At 45.3% G+C, this 19,812-nt stretch carries 22 protein-coding genes; 19 read left to right on the top strand and 3 right to left on the bottom strand.

The annotated features are described in order from the left end of the window. Complete coding sequence (locus DYE48_RS03170) at positions 1 to 747, bottom strand: glycerophosphodiester phosphodiesterase (protein WP_115822628.1); 747 nt, start codon at positions 745 to 747, stop codon at positions 1 to 3. Between the two features lie 82 nt (positions 748 to 829). Here DYE48_RS03170 and DYE48_RS03165 point away from each other — a divergent pair, with 82 nt between their 5' ends. Both DYE48_RS03165 and DYE48_RS03160 read left to right on the top strand, forming a co-directional pair. Next, on the top strand, positions 830 to 2,455 hold the full coding sequence (locus DYE48_RS03165) for a M20/M25/M40 family metallo-hydrolase (protein WP_115822393.1): 1,626 nt from the start codon (positions 830 to 832) through the stop codon (positions 2,453 to 2,455). Between the two features lie 41 nt (positions 2,456 to 2,496). Further along, on the top strand, positions 2,497 to 2,988 hold the full coding sequence (locus DYE48_RS03160; protein WP_115822392.1) for an RNase adapter RapZ: 492 nt from the start codon (positions 2,497 to 2,499) through the stop codon (positions 2,986 to 2,988). 51 nt (positions 2,989 to 3,039) lie between these two features. Here the strand turns inward: DYE48_RS03160 and DYE48_RS03155 are convergent, their stop codons facing one another. Continuing rightward, on the bottom strand, positions 3,040 to 4,563 hold the full coding sequence (locus tag DYE48_RS03155) for an AbgT family transporter (protein WP_115822391.1): 1,524 nt from the start codon (positions 4,561 to 4,563) through the stop codon (positions 3,040 to 3,042). Between the two features lie 223 nt (positions 4,564 to 4,786). Here DYE48_RS03155 and DYE48_RS03150 point away from each other — a divergent pair, with 223 nt between their 5' ends. The 11 genes from DYE48_RS03150 to DYE48_RS03105 all read left to right on the top strand — a co-directional run bounded on the left by DYE48_RS03150 (position 4,787) and on the right by DYE48_RS03105 (position 11,800). Then, entirely contained in the window at positions 4,787 to 5,752 is a 966-nt protein-coding gene (locus tag DYE48_RS03150; RefSeq protein WP_115822390.1) for an MBL fold metallo-hydrolase, read from the top strand. A gap of 4 nt (positions 5,753 to 5,756) precedes the next feature. Next, a complete protein-coding gene (locus DYE48_RS03145) occupies positions 5,757 to 6,551 on the top strand; it encodes an SDR family NAD(P)-dependent oxidoreductase (RefSeq protein WP_115822389.1) in 795 nt (264 codons plus the stop codon). Positions 6,552 to 6,743: 192 nt separating this feature from the next. Next, positions 6,744 to 8,018: a Y-family DNA polymerase gene (locus tag DYE48_RS03140; protein ID WP_115822388.1), complete on the top strand. Its 1,275-nt coding sequence runs from the start codon at positions 6,744 to 6,746 to the stop codon at positions 8,016 to 8,018. A 61-nt stretch (positions 8,019 to 8,079) separates the two neighbouring features. Then, positions 8,080 to 8,412 (top strand): iron-sulfur cluster biosynthesis family protein, encoded by a 333-nt coding sequence (locus DYE48_RS03135; protein ID WP_089651812.1) that lies wholly within the window; start codon positions 8,080 to 8,082, stop codon positions 8,410 to 8,412. Further along, positions 8,409 to 8,633 carry a YqkE family protein gene (locus tag DYE48_RS03130; protein ID WP_115822387.1) on the top strand — a complete coding sequence of 75 codons (225 nt, stop codon included), beginning with the start codon at positions 8,409 to 8,411 and terminating at the stop codon, positions 8,631 to 8,633. Before DYE48_RS03135 ends, DYE48_RS03130 begins: the two co-directional genes overlap by 4 nt. A 149-nt stretch (positions 8,634 to 8,782) precedes the next feature. Next, on the top strand, positions 8,783 to 8,956 hold the full coding sequence (locus tag DYE48_RS21085; protein WP_167449433.1) for a hypothetical protein: 174 nt from the start codon (positions 8,783 to 8,785) through the stop codon (positions 8,954 to 8,956). Next, complete coding sequence (locus DYE48_RS03125) at positions 8,946 to 9,248, top strand: TIGR04104 family putative zinc finger protein (protein WP_167449432.1); 303 nt, start codon at positions 8,946 to 8,948, stop codon at positions 9,246 to 9,248. The genes DYE48_RS21085 and DYE48_RS03125 overlap by 11 nt, the downstream gene beginning before the upstream one ends. A gap of 92 nt (positions 9,249 to 9,340) precedes the next feature. Beyond that, entirely contained in the window at positions 9,341 to 9,790 is a 450-nt protein-coding gene (locus DYE48_RS03120) for a hypothetical protein (RefSeq protein ID WP_115822385.1), read from the top strand. Positions 9,791 to 9,845: 55 nt separating this feature from the next. Beyond that, the gene (locus DYE48_RS03115; RefSeq protein WP_115822384.1) at positions 9,846 to 10,607 is read left to right on the top strand and encodes a class I SAM-dependent methyltransferase; all 762 of its coding nucleotides are present in this window, start codon (positions 9,846 to 9,848) and stop codon (positions 10,605 to 10,607) included. 389 nt (positions 10,608 to 10,996) lie between these two features. Next, positions 10,997 to 11,398 carry a VOC family protein gene (locus DYE48_RS03110; protein WP_115822383.1) on the top strand — a complete coding sequence of 134 codons (402 nt, stop codon included), beginning with the start codon at positions 10,997 to 10,999 and terminating at the stop codon, positions 11,396 to 11,398. Between the two features lie 75 nt (positions 11,399 to 11,473). Continuing rightward, positions 11,474 to 11,800 carry a YnfA family protein gene (locus DYE48_RS03105; protein WP_115822382.1) on the top strand — a complete coding sequence of 109 codons (327 nt, stop codon included), beginning with the start codon at positions 11,474 to 11,476 and terminating at the stop codon, positions 11,798 to 11,800. Positions 11,801 to 11,822: 22 nt separating this feature from the next. Here the strand turns inward: DYE48_RS03105 and DYE48_RS03100 are convergent, their stop codons facing one another. Beyond that, a complete protein-coding gene (locus tag DYE48_RS03100) occupies positions 11,823 to 12,959 on the bottom strand; it encodes a DUF2515 family protein (protein WP_115822381.1) in 1,137 nt (378 codons plus the stop codon). Positions 12,960 to 13,386: 427 nt separating this feature from the next. Between DYE48_RS03100 and DYE48_RS03095 the strand changes: the two genes are divergently transcribed. From DYE48_RS03095 to DYE48_RS03070, 6 genes are all read left to right on the top strand, one after another. Then, positions 13,387 to 13,863: a GNAT family N-acetyltransferase gene (locus tag DYE48_RS03095; protein WP_115822380.1), complete on the top strand. Its 477-nt coding sequence runs from the start codon at positions 13,387 to 13,389 to the stop codon at positions 13,861 to 13,863. 11 nt (positions 13,864 to 13,874) lie between these two features. Beyond that, the gene (locus DYE48_RS03090) at positions 13,875 to 14,510 is read left to right on the top strand and encodes a putative glycolipid-binding domain-containing protein (RefSeq protein ID WP_115822379.1); all 636 of its coding nucleotides are present in this window, start codon (positions 13,875 to 13,877) and stop codon (positions 14,508 to 14,510) included. A 270-nt stretch (positions 14,511 to 14,780) separates the two neighbouring features. Further along, positions 14,781 to 15,707, top strand: coding sequence for a ferritin family protein (locus DYE48_RS03085; RefSeq protein ID WP_244199362.1), 927 nt, complete (start codon positions 14,781 to 14,783; stop codon positions 15,705 to 15,707). A gap of 726 nt (positions 15,708 to 16,433) precedes the next feature. Next, positions 16,434 to 17,429, top strand: coding sequence for a biotin synthase BioB (bioB, locus tag DYE48_RS03080; protein ID WP_425269285.1), 996 nt, complete (start codon positions 16,434 to 16,436; stop codon positions 17,427 to 17,429). A 145-nt stretch (positions 17,430 to 17,574) separates the two neighbouring features. Further along, positions 17,575 to 19,149: a long-chain-fatty-acid--CoA ligase gene (locus DYE48_RS03075; RefSeq protein ID WP_115822377.1), complete on the top strand. Its 1,575-nt coding sequence runs from the start codon at positions 17,575 to 17,577 to the stop codon at positions 19,147 to 19,149. Between the two features lie 269 nt (positions 19,150 to 19,418). Next, the gene (locus DYE48_RS03070) at positions 19,419 to 19,802 is read left to right on the top strand and encodes a rhodanese-like domain-containing protein (protein WP_115822376.1); all 384 of its coding nucleotides are present in this window, start codon (positions 19,419 to 19,421) and stop codon (positions 19,800 to 19,802) included. Positions 19,803 to 19,812 lie beyond the last annotated feature (10 nt).

The following is a 19,812-nucleotide window of genomic DNA, read 5'->3' as shown; positions in this document are numbered from 1 at the left end:
TTATCGATTTTTCCGTTTTCGAAAAAGATCACGATACTCGATGGCCTGATGAGGAACATCTGTGAAAATTCCGTTTACACCCAGGCTGTAACACTTTTTCATCATGGAAGGGCGGTTGACCGTATAAATGCGGAGTTCAAGATTTTGTTTGTGGCAGCGTTTCACGAGCTTTTTATCCAGCAGGCGGTGTTTCACATGCAAGGCATCACACCCTTCGGATTTCGCGTATTGAGGGAGGTTCCGCATTTTCGTCGATGTCAAAAATGCCGTCTGAATTGAGGGGTTGATTTCTTTCATGCGTTTGAGAGAATCGACATTGAAGCTGGAAATAACCGTCCGCTCAAGAACGTGGTATCTCTTTAGAGATTCATAGACAATCCGTTCGATGTTTTTGTAGGCAATGACGTTCGTTTTCAGTTCGACATTTAAGAACATAGGCTGGTCTCGAAACCAGCGAAGAAACTCGTCCAGTGTTACAATATAAGTGTCAGAAAATTTAGGAGAAAACCAGCTTCCTGCATCAAGCAGACGCAACTGAGCATATGTATAGTCTTGTACGAACCCTGTGCCGTTGGTGGTGCGTCTCAGATTTTCATCATGGATGAGGACGGGGATTTGGTCTTTGGTAAGCTGCACATCGGTCTCGATTCCGTCAGCTCCGGCTGCACGCGCCAGTTCAAAAGCAGGCATCGTATTTTCCGGAGCGAGCTTACTCGCTCCTCGATGAGCGTAAATAAGGGTTTTCATCGTGACGTTCACCTCTTCCAAGTAGCTTATGAGTTTGATTGTGTTTGATAATCCAGCAAAAGTCAATAAGGAGTGTGACCCCATGACAGTTTGGCAGACGAAAGAGCAGTTGACCGATCTCTTATGTTCTTTGGTAGAATATCCCAGCATAACGAACAGTAATGAAGAAATCGCAATCATCGAATACTTATATTATATTTTGGAAGATCGCGATTATTATAAAAAACGGCCGGGCCACCTCAACTTGCATCCGCTGGACGATGGGCGTCAATTACTGACAGCTTTAGTAAAAAAAGACGAGGCCAAGGAGACGCTCGTATTGATTTCCCACGTCGATGTTGTGGGGATTGAAGATTACGGTTCCTATCAGAATCTTGCTTTCTATCCGCGTGAGCTCACTCAAGAGCTACATAAGAATGTAGAAGATCTGCCGAAAGAAGCAGCCCGAGATCTGGAGTCAGGGAATTGGCTCTTCGGGCGAGGAACGATGGATATGAAAGCAGGTCTTACCGTCCACTTATCTCTTTTGGAAAAAGCGATGGCAGGGGAATTTGACGGGAATTTACTTTTAGTCGCTGTCCCTGATGAAGAAGTGAACTCGGAAGGTATGCTGGCTGCTCTTCCAGCCCTTGCCGAGATTCGGGATAAGGAGGACCTTGAATATAAAGCGGCTCTGAATGGCGAACCGATGTTCAGCAAATATCCCGGCGATCCTGCTTATTATTTATACACAGGTTCCATTGGAAAGACGCTGCCGGGCTTTTTATGTTACGGAAAAGAAACGCACGCCGGTGAACCGTTCGGAGGTTTAAATGCCAACCTGATGGTCAGCTACTTAGCACAGGAAATGGAACTGAACGAAGCCTTTATTGAAAAGGTCGGAGGAGAGCGGACACCGCCCCCGCTCAGTCTGATGCAGCGCGACTTAAAATTTGAGTATTCGGTGCAGACCCCTCAGGCAGCGGTCGCGATGTACAATGTCCTCTATATGAAGCAGTCAATTACAGAACTGAATGAAAAACTATTACAGGCGGCGCAGCGGGCAAAAGCGAAAATCATCAATCATTACCACCATCAGGCATCTTTTTATTTGGAAGGAACCCAGACATCCGCTTTTCATCCGGATATCACCATCCTGACCTATGATCAGTTGTACAAGGAAGCGGTCGCACGCTACGGGAAAATGGAAGTCGATCGCCGGCAGAACCGGTTAGTCAATTTGAGGGACCAGGGCGATCGTGATTTCTCTACAACACTTGTTCAAAGTCTTGCGTCCATATGCAAGGATATCAGCCCGATGATCGTTCTTTTTTACAGTCCACCTTTTTATCCGGCGGTGTCCTCGAATGATGATCCTTTCATTCAGAATGGGGCCAAAACCGCAATCGATTATGCCAGGGAAAAGTTCGGAGAAGAGCTTGAAGTGGTGGAGTATTTCACAGGGTTGAGCGACTTGAGTTTTATCGGTCCGACATCTTCCACGTCTTCTCTATCTGATTTGACGAAGCAGATGCCGATTCACGGCAATGGTTTTGAGTGGCCGACAGAAGTGATGGAATCGATCACAATGCCGATCATCAATATCGGACCTTTAGGGAGAGATCCACATCAGTGGACGGAACGCCTGGAATTATCATACAGCTTTGAAAAACTGCCGCAGATTTTGACCCGTGTTATTCATGAGTTCTTTAAGACGGGCCGGGGATGAGAGTCTCTTTGAGCAAATTTTTCTAAAAGGTCGGTGGTAGTGTGGGAGTTATTTTTATTACAGGGTTATCTGGTGTGGGGAAAACAAGCGTACTGCAAAGATTGAAGAAGGAAGGCTACGATGTGGTCGATACCGATGACCGTGGCTACACCAAGAAAATAGCTGTAAAAGAAGGGGAAGAAACCGTGTGGGATGAAGAAAAAATCTCACATCTCATCGAGAGAAGAAAGTACCCTCATTTAATTCTCTCAGGGTGTTATTCGAATCAAGGAAAATTTTATAAATCCTTCGATGCTGTCGTCCTTTTTGAAGCACCTTTGGCTGTTATGCTTGATCGTGTGAATAAAAGAGAGGCAAATCCTTACGGAAAGCATCCAGATGAGAGAAGAGCAATCATAGAAAGTTTCACTCATGTGCTGCCAAAATTGCGAGCCGGTGCAAATGTAGTGATTGATACCTCAAAGGTGGGGATCTCTGAAACGGTCGATCGTTTGAAAAGTTTAATGATCATGGCCCATAAAGTCAGGATTTAGATATAAAAAAGCGTCCGGAAATGAAATCCGGACGCTTTCTTTTATGATGGATTATCCATTGTATTCGAATCCTGCTCCAGGACCAATTGGTGCGCCTGTAAGCATCCAAATCAACAGCATGATGATCCAGACAATAGAGAAGATGACAGAGTACGGAAGCATTGTAGAGATCAATGTACCGATTCCGACCTTCTTATCGTATTTCTGTGCAAATGCGATGACAATCGCAAAGTAAGGCATCAATGGTGAAATAATGTTTGTCGTGGAGTCGGCAATTCTGTAAGCAAGTGTGGTTAACTCTGGAGAATAGCCGAGCTGCATCATCAATGGAACGAAGACCGGAGCCATGATCGCCCATTTGGCGGATGAACTTCCGATGAACAAATTGATGAAACCAGCGACAAAAATGAATGCAATGATCAATCCGATTCCTGTGAACCCTACAGAATCAAGGAATTCTGCACCGCTCACGGCAATTACTTTTCCGAGATTCGTATGATTGAAGTATGCAACAAACTGACCGGCTGTAAACGCAAGGACAATGTAAATGCCCATACTCGCCATCGTTTCAGACATTTGGTTTGCTACATCTTTGTCATTCTTAATTTCTTCCGTGATTTTACCATAAACATAGCCGGGCACGAAGAACATGATGAGGATCACGGGCACTAAACTATGGAAAAATGGAGAAGCTAAGAAATCATCAGGGTCACGCAATGGTCCCCATGTAGGTACGACCAACAAAGCCATAAGACCAATCGTTACGAGAAAAGCGATAAGGGCACCGATCATTCCCTTTTTCTCAATAGGAGAAATATAATCGACTTCTTCTTTAACGCCACCTTTGTATTCACCAAGGCGTGGCTCGACAATCTTGTCTGTAACAAGTGTACCGACAATAGTCAGCACAAATACAGATACAATCATGAAGTAGTAGTTCATCGTATAAAGGATTGTATCGGCATACGCAGGATCAATGGTCGCTGCGGCTTGAATGGTCAAGTCACCAAGCAATGGATCCAACGATGTGAGGAGCAAGTTGGCACTGAAACCTGCGGAGACACCCGCGAATGCTGCAGCAAGACCTGCAAGTGGGTGACGGCCAAGACCAGCAAATAGAACCGCTCCGAGTGGTGTCAAAACAACATAACCGGCATCAGCAGCCATACTGGACATGATACCACCGAAGACGAGTGCTGCTGTCATCAGTGAACGTGGTACGGATGTAACGAGACCACGGAGCATCGCACTGATCAGCCCTGAGCGTTCGGCAATTCCGATACCAAGCATCGTAACAAGGACGGTACCGAGCGGCGCGAAGCCTACGAAGTTTTCTACCATGCTTTCAAACATGTATTGAATGCCGTCACTGGATAGCAAGTTGACGACTTGTAACGTTTCGCCGGTTGCTGGGTCTTCGACTTCCACATTCATCGTGGAGAAGATCCAGGAAGCGACGACAACCATGAGTGCAAATATTGCGAACAATGTGACAGGGTGAGGCAATTTGTTCCCGACGCGCTCAATCCAGTCGAGAATGCGCATTGTCAACCCTTTCTTTTCTTGTTGTTCCATGATCTTCCTCCTTATTGACCTTTACATTTCTTTTGAATTTACAATGACGCGTTAAAGTATAATGAAAAGTAATTTTTATTTGAAGTCTTTTGGAAAAAGTCCCACTAGAAAAACAATTATGAATAATGTGACGTCTGTAATCTTTGTCATATAGGAGGAAAATCTATGGTAGTCATGCTACAATATAGAAAAGTGAATGATCATTCAGTATGGAGGAAGTGTTATGAAGACATTGAAGGATACCATTACACAATTCACATTGCCTACCCCTTATGCGGTCGGGGATGTTCATGCTTATTTGATAAAAGGTGACCGGTTGTCCCTGATTGATGCAGGCGTGAAGACGGAAGAGTGTTGGAAAGCGTTAGTTGAACAGTTAAAGGAAGCGGGATACCAGCCGGAAGATATTGAACAGGTGATTCTGACTCATCATCATCCGGATCATATGGGGCTTGTTGAACGATTACCGAACGTGAATACCATCGCCGGCCACCCGAAATTGAAGCCCTGGCTTGAGAGGGAAGAAGAATACTTTTCTCATTATGAAGAATTTTTCAAAGGCATGTACAAGGAATCTGGAGTGCCTGAGCGCTTTTTTCCATTGTTAAAGGGATTGAGGAAGACATTGAAATGGACGTCGGAAGGAAAGCTTACCCACGAATTGACAGAAGGTGACCGGGTACCGGGTCATGAAGAATGGGTGACAATCGAAACACACGGCCATGCCCAAAGCCATTTATCTTTTTATAGAGAAGGGGACGGGGCGTTGATTGGTGGAGATCACCTTCTCTCCCATATTTCTTCGAACCCTTTACTTGAGCCGCCTCACACAAAGGGAGAGGCTCGTCCAAGACCTCTGCTTGACTACCGAGATTCTATGGAAAAGTTGTTAAAGTGGGAGATTGGTAACGTCTACCCGGGGCATGGAGACATCTTCGATCGTGCGCACGAACTGATTCAGGAACGGTTAAAAAAGCAGGAACAGCGAGCGGAAAAGGTATTCCGAATGTTTAGCGAGGGGCCATTACGTGCATATGACGTATGCAAGCGTCTCTTTCCGAAACACATCGAGAATCAATTCGGTTTGACGATGTCTGAAACAATCGGACAACTGGACTACTTAGAAAGCGTTGGAAAGCTTAAAGTTTCTTACGTAGACGGAGAGAAATTCTATCAAGCAAATAGGTGATCGAATGAATGAACGAGTAAAAGGAAAAAAAGTGCTTATCACAGGAGCCTCGAGCGGAATTGGCGAATTTCTCGCGATTCACGTTGCGCAGGAAGGCGGAACCCCGATTCTTGTTGCACGGACCGCACACAAATTGGAAATCATCGCAGAGAAGATTGAAGAAGCCTTTGGCGTCAAAAGTCCATGGTACCCTGCGGATTTATCGAATGATGCGGAATGGAAAGATACGATTGACCGGATCTGCTATGAACATGGATCCATTGACGGGTTGATCAATAATGCAGGAATCGCCGTGTTCGATCATGTGGCTGAATCGAACTGGCAGGATATTGAGCGTATGCTGTCTGTGAACGTGAAGTCACTGTTTCGCGCCACGCATCAGCTGCTGCCACATTTGGTGCAGCATGGAGAAGGCCATATCATCAACATAGCTTCACAGGCAGGCAAAATCGCCACACCGAAATCAGCCGTTTATGCAGCGACTAAGCATGCGGTTATAGGTTTCACGAATGCGTTAAGGATGGAAGTAGAGCCTTTAGGCATCTATGTCACTTCCGTCAATCTCGGACCTGTGAGGACGAATTTCTTTCAGCAGGCGGACCCGAGCGGGAAGTATGAGAAATCGGTTGATAAGATCATGCTTGATCCGAACCGTGTAGCAAGAACGGTTGTCCACCATTTATTTACGAAACAGCGAGAAATCAATATGCCTTCCTGGATGGACTCCGGAAGCAAAGTCTACTCTCTCGCACCCGTTGCAATGGAAAAACTCATGCAAAGACAATTCAACAAAAAATGACCGCAATCACACAAAACCTCTTTCCAGGGAAGAGGTTTTTGTATGGGGTGTGATGGAAAAATATGTATGACCTGGTACACCAATATCTGTAAGACCTGGTCAGACAGGAAATGGTAGCAGGAATTGGCACTTGCAAATACGAACATATATTCGCATAATGAGGATATACTAGGTAAAGGAGGTGGAGGCGACATGGGAAATCCGAGCATTGATTATGGAAGGTATCCGGACAGAGGGATTCTGTGTGTGGACATGAAGAGTTTCTATGCGAGCTGTGCGGCGATCGATCGTGGACTCGATCCGCTTACGGTCCCGCTCGCTGTCGTGGCCGATACGAATCGTAAAGGAAGTGTCGTATTGGCTGCGACGCCGGCGATGAAAAAGAAATACGGCATCCGCACAGGGAGCCGCCTGTTTGAAATCCCTTCCGCGCCGGAAATTGTCATCGTCTCCGCGCAAATGAGGAAGTACTTAGAAGTATCCACTCAAGTAACGAACCTTTTTCACAAATTCGTCCCGAAAGAAAAGATCCATACGTACAGCGTTGACGAAAGCTTTTTAGAAGTGGGGGACAACAAAGGGAAATTCGGCGTGCCGGAGGAAACGGCTCAAATGATCGTCGATGAATTAAAAGAAACGTTCCATCTAGATGCAGCGATCGGCATTGGTCCGAACATGTTGCTTTCCAAACTCTGCCTTGATCTTGAAGCAAAAAAGAAGGGCATCGCCCGTTGGACATACCATGACTTCCGCGAGAAGCTGTGGCCGGTCGCTCCCCTGTCAGAAATGTGGGGCATCGGTCCGCGGCTTGAACACCGTCTGAATCGCATGGGGATCTGGTCTGTCGGGCAGTTGGCAAAGTTTCCGCTCGATCGTCTTGAAAAAACGTTCGGAGTGATGGGAAATCAGCTCTACTACCATGCGAACGGCATTGACATGTCCGATCCCGGTGCTCCGATCATTCACGGTCAGGTGAGCTATGGAAAAAGTCAGATTCTCCTTCGTGATTATCAAGATCCCGAAGAGGTGAAGTACGTCATCCTCGAAATGTGTGAAGAAGTCGCCCGTCGCGCCCGGAAAAAAGGCCATGCAGGGAGAACGATTTCTCTCGGGATCGGCTATAGCAAAAGTGAAGGAGCGGGTGGCTTTCACCGGTCCGTATCTATTGAACATCCGACGAGCATTACGATGGACATTTACCACGCCTGCCTCACCCTGTTCCACCGCTTTTTTAATGGCGGGGTTGTCCGCCGCATCTCCGTCACCCTCGGAAACATTACGGAAGATGCGAATGTCCAACTCGACTTGTTTGATGACGGCCGCGATAAAAAAAGAGACCTCGGTTATGTGATGGATGAGATTCGCGAGCGCTACGGGCAGGATATGCTTCTCCGTGCGGTTTCCTGGACAAATGCAGGAACCGCCCGCCACCGGAGTCGTCTAGTTGGCGGACACTACGCAGAATAAACATAACCGTTGCCTCTGAAGCACGGTTTTCTTACAATAGAAGAAACAGGAGGGATGAACGATGAAACTACGTATCACCGAAGAAGCGAAGCAGCAGCTGGAACAAATCCAGGATCCCGAGCGTCCGCTCATCCGCCTTTTCTATGACACAGAAGGATGTGGCTGCGGTGTGAATGGACTGCCAACCATTCGTCTGGAAAAAGAGGAGCGCTCCACCGATCGAAAAGTAGAAAACGATGATTATGCCGTCATTATTGATGATCAGCAGGCAACCTTTTTCAAAAAGGATATGAAGCTCGACTTTATGAGAGGCACGTTCCGCCTTTCCAGCCCGGACGGAATCCTGAACCCGATCATCCCGATCAAAGACGTAAAAGAAGGAGCGACCGTATGAGTAAGAAAAAGCCGCAATCCGGATCTCTCGGAGACCAGCTGAATGCCGATGTTCTTTCAAAGTTGAAATCTAAAAAAACGGAGCTGAAGCAGCAGGCCGTTGAACGTGAAGAACAGGAAAAACAGCGCCGAATCGAAGAGCGCAAGCGGGCAGAAGCAAACAAAAGCTTTGAGGAACTGTTGAATGAAAGTGAGCTTGACTGGAAATCCTTCAAAAAATAAGCACTCTGTTATGGGGTGCTTATTTTTTTGTGAGGAATTCTTGAGTGAACTCGTTATTCCTTTTGCTTAGGGCGTAATCCTTTGATTTTTTCTGAAAAATTGAAACATTCGGACCGTATCGACCGTATAGAAAAACAGGAGGGCACAAAATGATCGATTTTTTCCTTGTATTCTTCATTGGAACGATAGGAATGACGCTCGCTGTTATTGGGTGTTTTCTAGCGGTTGTACGTAGAATTCGGTCAACAGGCGAGGAGGAGCGGATTCAACGTTTGGAAAAAGAAGTGGTAGCACTGAAGGAGAGTGAACAAAGTGAGGTGTAAGGCATGTGGACGCGGTTGGACATTTGGAAAAGCGTTGCTTTCATCGATGAAAGTCGGCGGTAAGAAAGAATGTCCGCATTGCGGAGAAGAGCACTATTCAACAAAACGATCCTACCAGCATTCAGGTCTCTTAGCGGTTTCAGCATTTTTTGTGTTTATGTTTTTAATAGAGACGTTCCAAATGCGCCTGACCTCAGCCTTGTTTTTCGCTGTTTTCCTTTTATTGATCGTTCTATTCGTCCAACCGCTGATGATTCACTTATCGGATGAGGAAGTCTTGCATACGGAGTAAAGCTTTGTTTTTTTGTTCTTAGGGGGACAAAAACAGAGTACGCTGCATACAAAAGAGTAGTTTCCCAACAAGAGGTTTAAGAGGGTGATGTCTTGAATTATAAATATAGCAACACAGAATTATGGAGGAAAAAGGCGAGAGGGTCCTTGTTTAACGTTATTGTAAGTTTATTACCGGCAGGACTTTCTCTTTATTTGCACAGCCGGATCGAGCCGTTTATCGTTTTCGGATCAGGGGTGGTTTTTCTCATAGGTTTGTGGCAAATGATTCACTATTACAAAATGCCTGAACGTAATTATGTGTGTGTAGAGAATGGTGTCCTCAACATCCGGATTGGCATCGCTGATCCGAACATGCGCCTGACAGATGAAGAAATAGAGCGCATCCAGCAAATGGATGATGTCATTTCCATAAAATCAGACAAGGGTGAGGAAGAGAACATTTACTTAGAAAACTTATCCGACGAGGATGCAGCATCTCTTTTAGACGAGTTGAAGCAACAATATGGACACCGCATGAATACGAGCGGTCATCCAGCTTGAAACGCTATTTAAAGATGGAAGTAATTTTACTGATTTGAATGAGAGGAAGAAAAAGATGAGCCAAACGACAGAACATAATAGTAAAGCGTGGGACAAAAAAGTGGAAGACGGGGTCCGTTACACCCAAAGCGTCACACATGAAACAATCGAAAAGGCTCGTAGTGGCGAGTGGACAATCGGTGTGACCGCCGATCGTCAGGTACCGAGGAACTGGTTTCCTGAATCGTTAAAAGGGGTGAAGATTCTCTGCCTCGCGTCCGGTGGTGGTCAACAAGGCCCTGTCCTGGCAGCCGCAGGGGCCGAGGTCACCGTTTTTGATTTATCTGAGAAACAGCTGCAGCAGGACAAGCGTGTAGCTGATCAGGAAGGTCTCGATTTGAAAATCGTTAAAGGGGACATGACTGATTTATCCGTATTCGCAGATGAAACGTTCGATCTTATTGTTCATCCTGTTGCTAACGTATTCATTGAAAATGTACGCCCGGTCTGGAAGGAAGCGGCACGTGTTTTAAAGGATAAAGGGATACTCATCTCAGGCTTTATGAATCCTGTTCTTTACTTGTTTGATGCAGAAAAAGAGGACGAAGGCCAGTTGGAAGTGGCCCATACCATTCCTTACTCCGCGCTTGAGGAGGAAGAAGTGATCGAAGGTGAGACGCTCGAGTTCGGCCACACACTGGAAGATCAGCTGCAAGGGCAGACAGATGCAGGCTTTGTCATTGCAGGGATCTATGAAGATGATTTTGGCGGTGGAAGAACCATCGACCACCATATTAAAACAATGCTTGCCACAAGAGCCGTGAAGTTAAAGGTATAAGGAGCAGCCTATGGTTTCCACAATCATGACGGTGCTGTTTTCCTGCTTCATCGTTGCGTCCTTTACCATAGGAGGCTCTCGAAACCACTCTCGGAATCTCTGCTTGGATGCTCAATGGAAGTAGACGATAGGAAGCTCTCCCCATTGGTCACTCCGAACGTGAAAGCTTGTTATAGACCACTTTATACTAGTTTCCATGCGGATAGGACGTCCCGTCATGATATAGGGTTCGTTTCTAACCACCCCTAACGCTTACAAAAAGCAAACGAACCCCGGTTATCTCGACACTGAGTCCTCCACAATCGGGAGTTTATATTAAATGAGGAACTTATTGAATGAAGGAGTTTCTAGCGTTTGGTGGAATACATAGATCGATAGGAGGGCGTGCCATGAAACATTCGTTAATCCGAGTAGGAACCATTTATTTACCCGTCCAAGAAGTGGGGAAATCCGCAGTCTGGTACAAAGAGAAGCTTGGAGCTGACATCAATTATCAAGATAACCAGAAAGCCATCGTAGACTTGGCAGACATCAGTATTTTCTTAGTAAAAGCAGCGCCGGGACAAACATCAAACTTTTTAGAGGAGGACGGAAGCGAGCGTTTTGCCATCACATTTGAAGTGGATGGAAAAGAGGCGTTGAAGGCTTTACAGAAACAATTAAAAGATAAAGGCGTTAAAGTGGGGGACATCGAAGACAGGGGCCACCCTGGTTTGAATTTTGTATTCGAGGATATAAACGGAAATCGGTTGGATGTCTGGAGCGAGTTAAGTCCTGCTTATAGAGGTTGATGATTTTTTGGTTTGTGACAAGTAGAGGTTTCTCCTGTAAATTATAGATATAGTTTTTTACAGGAGTGATCGCTAATGATTCAAGCATTCTTATTATTTCTATTTGCAGGAGTGGCTGAAATTGGAGGAGGGTATTTAATTTGGCTCGCCATCCGTGAAGGAAAGCCGCTTTCCTGGGGCATCGCTGGAGGATTCGCGCTTGCCTTATACGGAGTGATCGCTACGTTTCAGAGTTTCCCATCCTTTGGTCGTGTATACGCCGCTTATGGAGGGGTGTTCATCATTTTATCAGTGTTGTGGGGGTGGGGCGTGGATCGTAAAACGCCCGATTTATATGACTGGATTGGTGCAGGCATCTGCATAATCGGTGTATGTGTCATGTTATTTGCGCCAAGGCAATAGGGATGAAAAACGCAATTTATAGTTAAGGGCGGTCTTCGGATCGCCCTTCTGTATTTTGAAAAAAAGTATGCTTCGTTTGTGAGGCAAACTCGATTTCTTCCAGCGTCCGGCAATACACCGATTCAATATCCCCGTTGAATTCCTTTGCATTCTTTTTCATCAAATCGAGGACGTGGACACTCTTGAACCAATCTCCTGTTTCCGCTTCTGCATGGACCCAGTCCTCCCACACAATCTCCAGTCTGGGACTGTAAATTTTGGACCCGTTCTGCTTTCGTTTGCAGGGGCTCATGGTCATTTCATGGACATGACCCGGAGGTGTTTCATTGACATCATTAAATAATTGCGGCCAGTAATCCTTACGCGAGCCCGTGTGTTTATTAGCGGAGCACCACTGAACGATTTGATCCAAGCGTGACCGCACACCATAAAGAAGCTCGTAAAGAGATCTTCCGAGGAGAATGCGTTCATCCACGGCAGAAAAGTGGTGGACGGTTCCACCGACGAGTTTTATCTTCTGTTGGATCGGAGTTACATAAGGGAAAAGGATATGATTCATTGAAAGCACATCTTGAAGCTTGAACATCACTTTGTCCATAACAGTCGCCATGTAAAGGTGGTTTCTTACCACGCGATTTTCGATATAATGCTGTTCATTGACGATCAGCGCTTTCGTCAGTTCTTCACTATTTCCGCTTTTCCAAAAACGTTCCCAAAAAGGTTTCATGAATTTGGATACGTCCAACGCATCTAATAGGTGATAGAGAGGGCGGCCATGCTTCAAACTGGCATCATATAGCAATAGCTGGGGGTAAGCATCCTGAAAGATGAGCCAATTTCCTCGTTCTAAGAAAACGAAAAAGTCTCTCCCTTCTTTTCCTGTCAACAACTTTGGTAGATATTCACCCTTCAGATCAGTCATGTTCCAGCCCGCGTTTCTAGAGACGAGGTGGGCAAGCAGTGCCCAATGAATTTCAGGATGCTTTTCAAAAAAGTGAAGATACGCCATCGTACGTGTGACGTTGTTTCGATTTTTCTCCTGAGTGATCCTCCTTATTTCCTTCACGAGCGTTTCTTCCTGCGTCGTCAACGGGGCTGGGGTTGATTTTAACGCGGCCTTCAAGTCTTTTTTCAGCAGGCGCCATTTGGATGAAAACATATCCTTTTCACCTCCTACTACGAATATATTTCCGAAACGAATGCAACATGATTAACTTAGTATTTGTCCGCCATCCTTCTCTATGTAAAAAAAGGAAGGAATTTCAATTTAGGTAGCGAATTTTAAGAGAAGGAGGAGCGAGATGGAATTCCCTTTGAAGAAAAAGATAACCAATGATAAGAGCAACCTATACAAATCGCAGCTATAACAGAACGACAAACAGCTTCCACAAGCACCTGAACAAATCCGTGACATCAACGAGAAATGCTGCCGTTAGAAAAGGTTTTGAGCCCGGTGACAGAGGTTGATCTTTTCCATAAGGAGAGGAGGAATTTGGGGAAGTTGTAGCGAGATCATTCCGTGATATTACGTTCATTCATCCCGCCATACTTCTACGATGCTCGAGTGAAGAAATGGAGGGTGCAAGATGGTTCAGTTCCGAACGATTGATTTAAAAAAAGACCGGCAGTGTATCATCGATTTCCGTAAAGATTCGTTTATGGTGAGCTTCGGTAACACCTCAGGCTTTGACGCAAATGCATACTTAATCTATGTGCTTGAAAAAGTAGAGCAACACCCTGATGGTTTCGTTATGGCAGAGGTAGACGGAGGAGTCATTGGTCAGCTGGAGTTATCGGTGAAAAAGTATAAGGGACGGAGAATCGGATACATTCACTTGTTTTACCTGATCCCTTCTGAGCGTGGGAAAGGAATGGGGAAAGCACTTCACAACTACGCGATCGATTTTTTTAAAAAACGTAATCTTGAGGAATTTCATTTGCGTGTTGCACCTGATAACCATCGAGCACGCCGATTTTATGAGAAGGCAGGAATGAAAACAATCGGTCCTGATCTTGATGGGAAAGTCATTCGGATGAAAGGGTCTGTCACAAAATCCATTTAGGAGGGAATCATATGGAGCAACGTGTGATTTGGGATCATCTGGAGTCCGCTGGAGCGGAACATTTAACGTTGAAAAAGTTAACCAATCATATGGAGGTGCGGGGGACGGTGTTGCTTGTGGATCAGGGAGTGCCACATCATCTTACTTATGATTTGAAGCTCGGACTTGATTGGAAGACCAAAAAAGTGAAGATTTATCAAGAACAAGAGACCGAGCCCTTTGTCGTCCAGGCGGAAAAACAGGATAAGTGGTGGGTCAATGGGAGGTACGATGAGAATCTGGATGGGGCGACGAATGTCGATTTGACCATCACGCCTTTTTCCAACACCTTGCCGATCAATCGTGTGACCTGGCATAGAGGAGAACGGCGGACGTTCAAAATGGTTTTTGTCGATGTATTAAGGAAAGAAGTATTTCCACTGCTTCAAGTGTACACGTATTTGGGAGATAACGACGGCTATAGGATCTTTCAATACCGCTGCAGGGATTATGAGACCGCACTAGTCATTGATGCTGAAGGTTGGGTCGTCGAGTATCCTGGTGCCTTTGAACGCAAAGCCCTGTTGACAACAGGAGACCGGAATGTAGGGAAACAACCACAGCCTCTTCTAGCTAATGCTCCATCTTCGTCAGGAGGATTTTATTAAAAGCTGATCAGCAAATTATTCTTACTCTCCATGGCATAGTATCTACCGCAGAAGCGTGATGAAGAAAAAGTCTTCATCACGCTTTTTTTGCTGGCGAATAATCATAAATACTCATATGTGAACCTCTGGTTAGTTCTAAAGTATTGAACCTCAAGTATTGAAGTAATTATAAATCAAGATCGATAAAAGATACAAAACATTCGATTTGCACACAAAACCGCCCATTTTTCATAGGATAGGTTGATGACTTCTAAAAGGAGGTTGAATTCATTGTATCGGAATCAGTATGGATATACATTCAACCCTTATGGATATGATGGTTACTTCCGCATCCAAAATGATCAATCACTCATAAAAGATGTGGAAAAAGCGATTAACGGCGAGTACAGTGCAATTGCTTGCTACAATAAGTTAGCGGATTTAGCTCCTACACAGCAGGCAAGACAGCAAATTTATGAGATTCGCCAGGATGAAATCCGTCACTATGAGGCCTTCAGCAATATTTATAAGCAACTGACAGGAAAACAACCATCCCCGAAAATCACTGAACCGTGCCCCGATCAATACAGGGATGGGATAGAAGCAGCGTTTGTCGATGAACAAAAGACAACAGACTTTTATTATGAAATCGAGCGGAAAGCACAGGATCTTTCCATCAAAGAAACGTTCCGCCAGGCGGGGGCTGATGAACAGAACCATGCCGTTTGGTTTCTGTATTTTCTTTCATTCCCTCAAAGGGATCGTTTTCAGGTAAGGCAACAGGATTATGGGGCGGCAGGTGCCTTGAGCGCTTCTTCATTAACCTTCGCAGACATGTTGACGTATGCCATCCAGGATGAATATCTTGCACAAGCCCGTTATGAAGATATTAGGCGGGATTTTGGCGATATCCAGACATTCGTCCGAATCCAGGAAGCGGAAAAACGCCACATTTCTGCCCTGAATACACTTTTCACAAGATATCAAATCCCTATACCATCCGATGATGCAAGTCAGTATGTAAGCACTCCTGACAGTGTAAAAGCGGCGTATGCAGCTGGTGTCCAGGGGGAAATTGAAAACATATCCATGTATGAAAAGTTTTTATTGTATGATTTGCCAGAGGATGTGAGAACTGTTTTTATACAGTTAAGGAATGCATCATTGAACCACCTCGCAGCCTTCCGTCGTGGCCTTGCACGGTTTGAGGAGTCATAAGAGCTGCATGACAGCTCTCTTTACATACGTCCCTGTAAAGTGTGAGTTATTCAACTATCGGGCAGGGTTCTTGAAGACTCAGTTTCGAGATGTTTTTTGAGTGGATGGGGGCGGAGGGGGATGACTCGCTTTCCGTGGGAGCGCGGTGAGCCTCCTCGGACTGCGTCCTGCGAGGTCTCACCAAGCACTTTTTCCCCACAGGAGTCTCCTCATCCCCCTCCGCCCCTTGCGCCTAATTAGTGCCTCGAAACCACTTCTAGAATAAGCAGCCATTCAGCTTGATGGAATGGTAAGAATAACCTCCCATGCTCAGGTGTTAAAACCCTTAAAGCTTGATACAGCTCGCTTTATGCTTCTAACAGTGGGGGAATGGAAGACAAATCCAACTTGGTAAAGGGGTTCGTTACTCACCTATATCGAATGGGGTGGTTGGGAAGCTGCGAGACTCCCGTGGGAGAAGGAGATAGGCGAGATCCCGCAGGGCGTAGCCCGAGGAAGCTCGGCGCTCCCCACAGGAAAGCGAGTAGCTTCCCAACCACCCCTGACTCCCAACAAGGCAAACGAATCCCGGAAGTGTCTCGAAACTGAGTCTTCAACTAAAGGGAGCATATGTGGAACATTTAAAGCAAAATTGAACCGTGATTTTTCTGATGGGTTATGGTATTCTGAATCTAAATGTTAACCGTTTATTTTATAGGTTAACTAAGTAAGGCATCAGAAAGGGGAATCTGTATGTGGAGTCATCTAGTGGAAAAATCGTTGAATGGAGAAGAAATTACAGATCAGGAAGCGTTTGAAGTGTTGAATTGTCCAGACGATGAACTTCTAAACTTATTACACCAAGCTTACCAAGTAAGAAAGGCACATTATGGCAACAAAGTGAAACTGAATATGATCGTCAATACGAAGTCCGGCTTCTGCCCGGAGAACTGCGGGTATTGTTCGCAGTCCAGAGATTCGAGTGCCCCCATTCAAAAATACCGGATGATGGACAAAGATACCATCGTAAAAGGAGCCGAAAAAGCCTCAAAAATGGGGTCGGGAACTTACTGTATCGTGGCAAGTGGTCGTGGTCCATCAAAACGTGAACTTGATATCGTCACATCTGCAGTCAAAGAAATCAAAGAAGCATATGATATGAGAGTTTGTGCGTGTCTGGGTTTATTGAAAGCAGAACAGGCGGAGCAATTAAAAGAAGCGGGTGTGGACCGCTACAACCATAATATCAATACTTCAGAAAATCATCATGATGAAATAACGACGAGTCATACATACCATGACCGGGTCGGGACGGTCAATCATGCCAAAGAGGCCGGCATTTCGCCTTGCTCTGGGGTCATCGTAGGGATGAAAGAGACGAAGCAGGACGTGATCGATATGGCGCGTGCTTTGAAAACTCTTGATGCAGACTCCATTCCGGTGAATTTTTTACATGCCATTGATGGAACAGCTTTAGAGGGGACGGATGAACTGACACCTTCCTACTGCTTGAAAGTCCTTTGCTTGTTCCGTTTCATCAACCCAACGAAAGAAATACGTGTCTCCGGAGGTCGTGAAGTGAATTTAAGAAGCCTTCAGCCATTAAGCTTGTATCCTGCGAATTCTATTTTCATCGGTGATTACTTGACGACGGATGGTCAGGAGAGTACGGAGGATCATCGAATGATCGAGGATCTTGGATTTGAAATCGATGTTGTTAATGAAGATAAGGTGATGATGTAAAAAACTGCTGAACGGCAGTTTTTTTTTGCGATGAAAATCATCTGTTTGTGTACACAATATCCAGGCTTCTATTGATATAGTACAGGTTTGCAATTAGAATAATATGTAAGCGCTTAATAATTTTGCTAAAGGGAGAGGGTATCCGATGCATGTTCCATTGATATTGACAGAGTTTCTGGACAGGGCGGTACAGTTATATGGAGAGAAACCGGCGATCATTGATGAGGATTGGACACTGACTTACCGCGAGTTGAACGCTCGGGTCAACCAGTTATCAAGAGGGCTTGAATCTTTAGGTGTGAAGAAAGGGGACAAGGTGGCTTATCTTGCTCCGAATTCGACGGAAATGCTTGAAGGATTCTACGGTGTCTTCCAGCTGGGGGCTGTAATGACCCCGTTGAATACTAGGTTGAAGCCGGGGGACTACCGTTTCATTTTAGAGCACAGTGAAAGTAAAGTGCTTCTCGTCGATCATACTCTCCTGCCGTTAGTGCAAGAGGTTGTGGAGGACCTTCCTTCTATAGAGAAAGTGATTGTCCATGGAGATCCATCCAAGGAAGGGTATGAGTCATGGCTGTCCCAGTTTTCACCTGATCGTTTTGAACGGGCGACGATAGAGGAGACAGATATTGCGTCTTTACTTTATACGAGCGGAACGACGGGAAATCCTAAAGGGGTATTGTTAAGTCATCGGTCCAATTACCTCCATGCTTTGTCATCCATGCATCACTTAAGGGTTTCGGATCAGGATACTCTCCTCCATGTCCTGCCAATGTTTCATGTGAACGGATGGGGATCTCCTTTTTATTATACGGCGAACGGTGCTACACAAGTGATGCTTCGCAAAACAGATCCACAATTAATCGTAGATAAAGTAGAGAAACACAAAGTGTCCGTGCTACATATGGCGCCGACCGTGTTAAACATGGTCATTGGGGCGTACGAAGAGAAGCAGCCATCCATTGACCATGAGGTAAGAGTCGTGATTGCAGGTTCCGCCCCTCCGCCGGCATTTGTCCGTAAAGTGGAAGAAGACTTGAAATGGAAATTCGTCCAGGTGTACGGCATGACAGAAATTTCACCATTGATTACTACATCGGAACTTCGGTCGATGGATGTGGATCGACCAGCGGAAGAGCGTTATCGCTTGAAAGCGAAAGCTGGTTACAGCATGATCGGCAGCCAGGTGAAGGTCGTGGATGAGTTGGGAGAAGAAGTTCCGAGCGATGGAACTTCTATCGGGGAAATCGTAACAAAATCAAACAATGTGATGGAAGGGTATTATAAAAATGTCGAAGCGACCCATGAAGCTATAAGAGATGGGTGGCTTCATACTGGAGATATGGCAGTGGTTGATGACGGAGGGAATATTGAAATTGTCGACCGCAAAAAAGATGTCATCATCAGCGGAGGAGAAAACATATCTTCCATCGAAGTAGAGGCGGCCTTATATGAACACCCGTCCATACTTGAAGCGGCTGTCGTTGCTGTTCCAGATGAAAAGTGGGGAGAGGTACCCCATGCGGTAGTGGTAGTGAAAGAAGGAGAAACTCTCTCAGAAGAAGAAGTGATCCTGTTTTGCCGTGAGAAACTGGCTCACTTCAAAGCACCAAAAAGCGTTACTTTTATCGAAGAATTACCGAAGACAGCGTCTGGAAAGATTCAGAAAGTCGTCATTCGGAAGAAGTTTTGGAAAGACCAAAATCGAATGGTCAATTAAAGAAGGTTCAATTAGCCTAAAGCCGAAGCTTTAGGCTTTTTTGTTTTGGAATTAATAAAATGCCCCAAGCTACGTAAACGTTTGAGAAGAATAGGATCGGGGAGACGCATTCAGATCCAAGAGCTGGACACTGACGGATAAGCCCTTATTCTGGAAAAAATGCTCATACTCTGCTTAAATGTTCATTGGAAACTAGAAGTTTAATTGTTGACATAAATACCTTATAGGGTATAAAATGTTTTTAGTTCAAGACATAAAGGAGGAACATCATGTCATTTGTAATGATTGTAACGTTAGTCGTAGGAGCGGGGCTTTTTCTTCTTCACCGTTATCTCCCGGTCTCTCATGTGAAAAAAATGAACATGTCCGAAATAACTGCAAAAAATGATGGCATGATCGTTCCCGTTGATACGAGGGATTATCAAACATCATCTCATGATAAAATGGAACATGCTGTTTGTCTGCCACTGGCTTATTTAGAAAGACATCATCAAGATATACCACAGCATCCGATTGTTTTGGTTTGTTCTGATGAAGTTGAAAAGAATTTGGCAGCGAGACTGCTGAAGAGAAAAGGGTATGAAGTGATTGGTTATACCATCCCGGCAAAAGACCAGGAATGCCGGGCGATGCCATGTATGATTGAAAAATAAGGGGTGAAAC

It is taken from the genome of Halobacillus trueperi (assembly GCF_003386945.1).
GTDB classification, from domain to species: domain Bacteria; phylum Bacillota; class Bacilli; order Bacillales; family Halobacillaceae; genus Halobacillus; species Halobacillus aidingensis.
The sequence above is the reverse complement of the archived record's forward strand: the minus strand, read 5'-3'. Positions and strand labels throughout refer to the sequence as shown.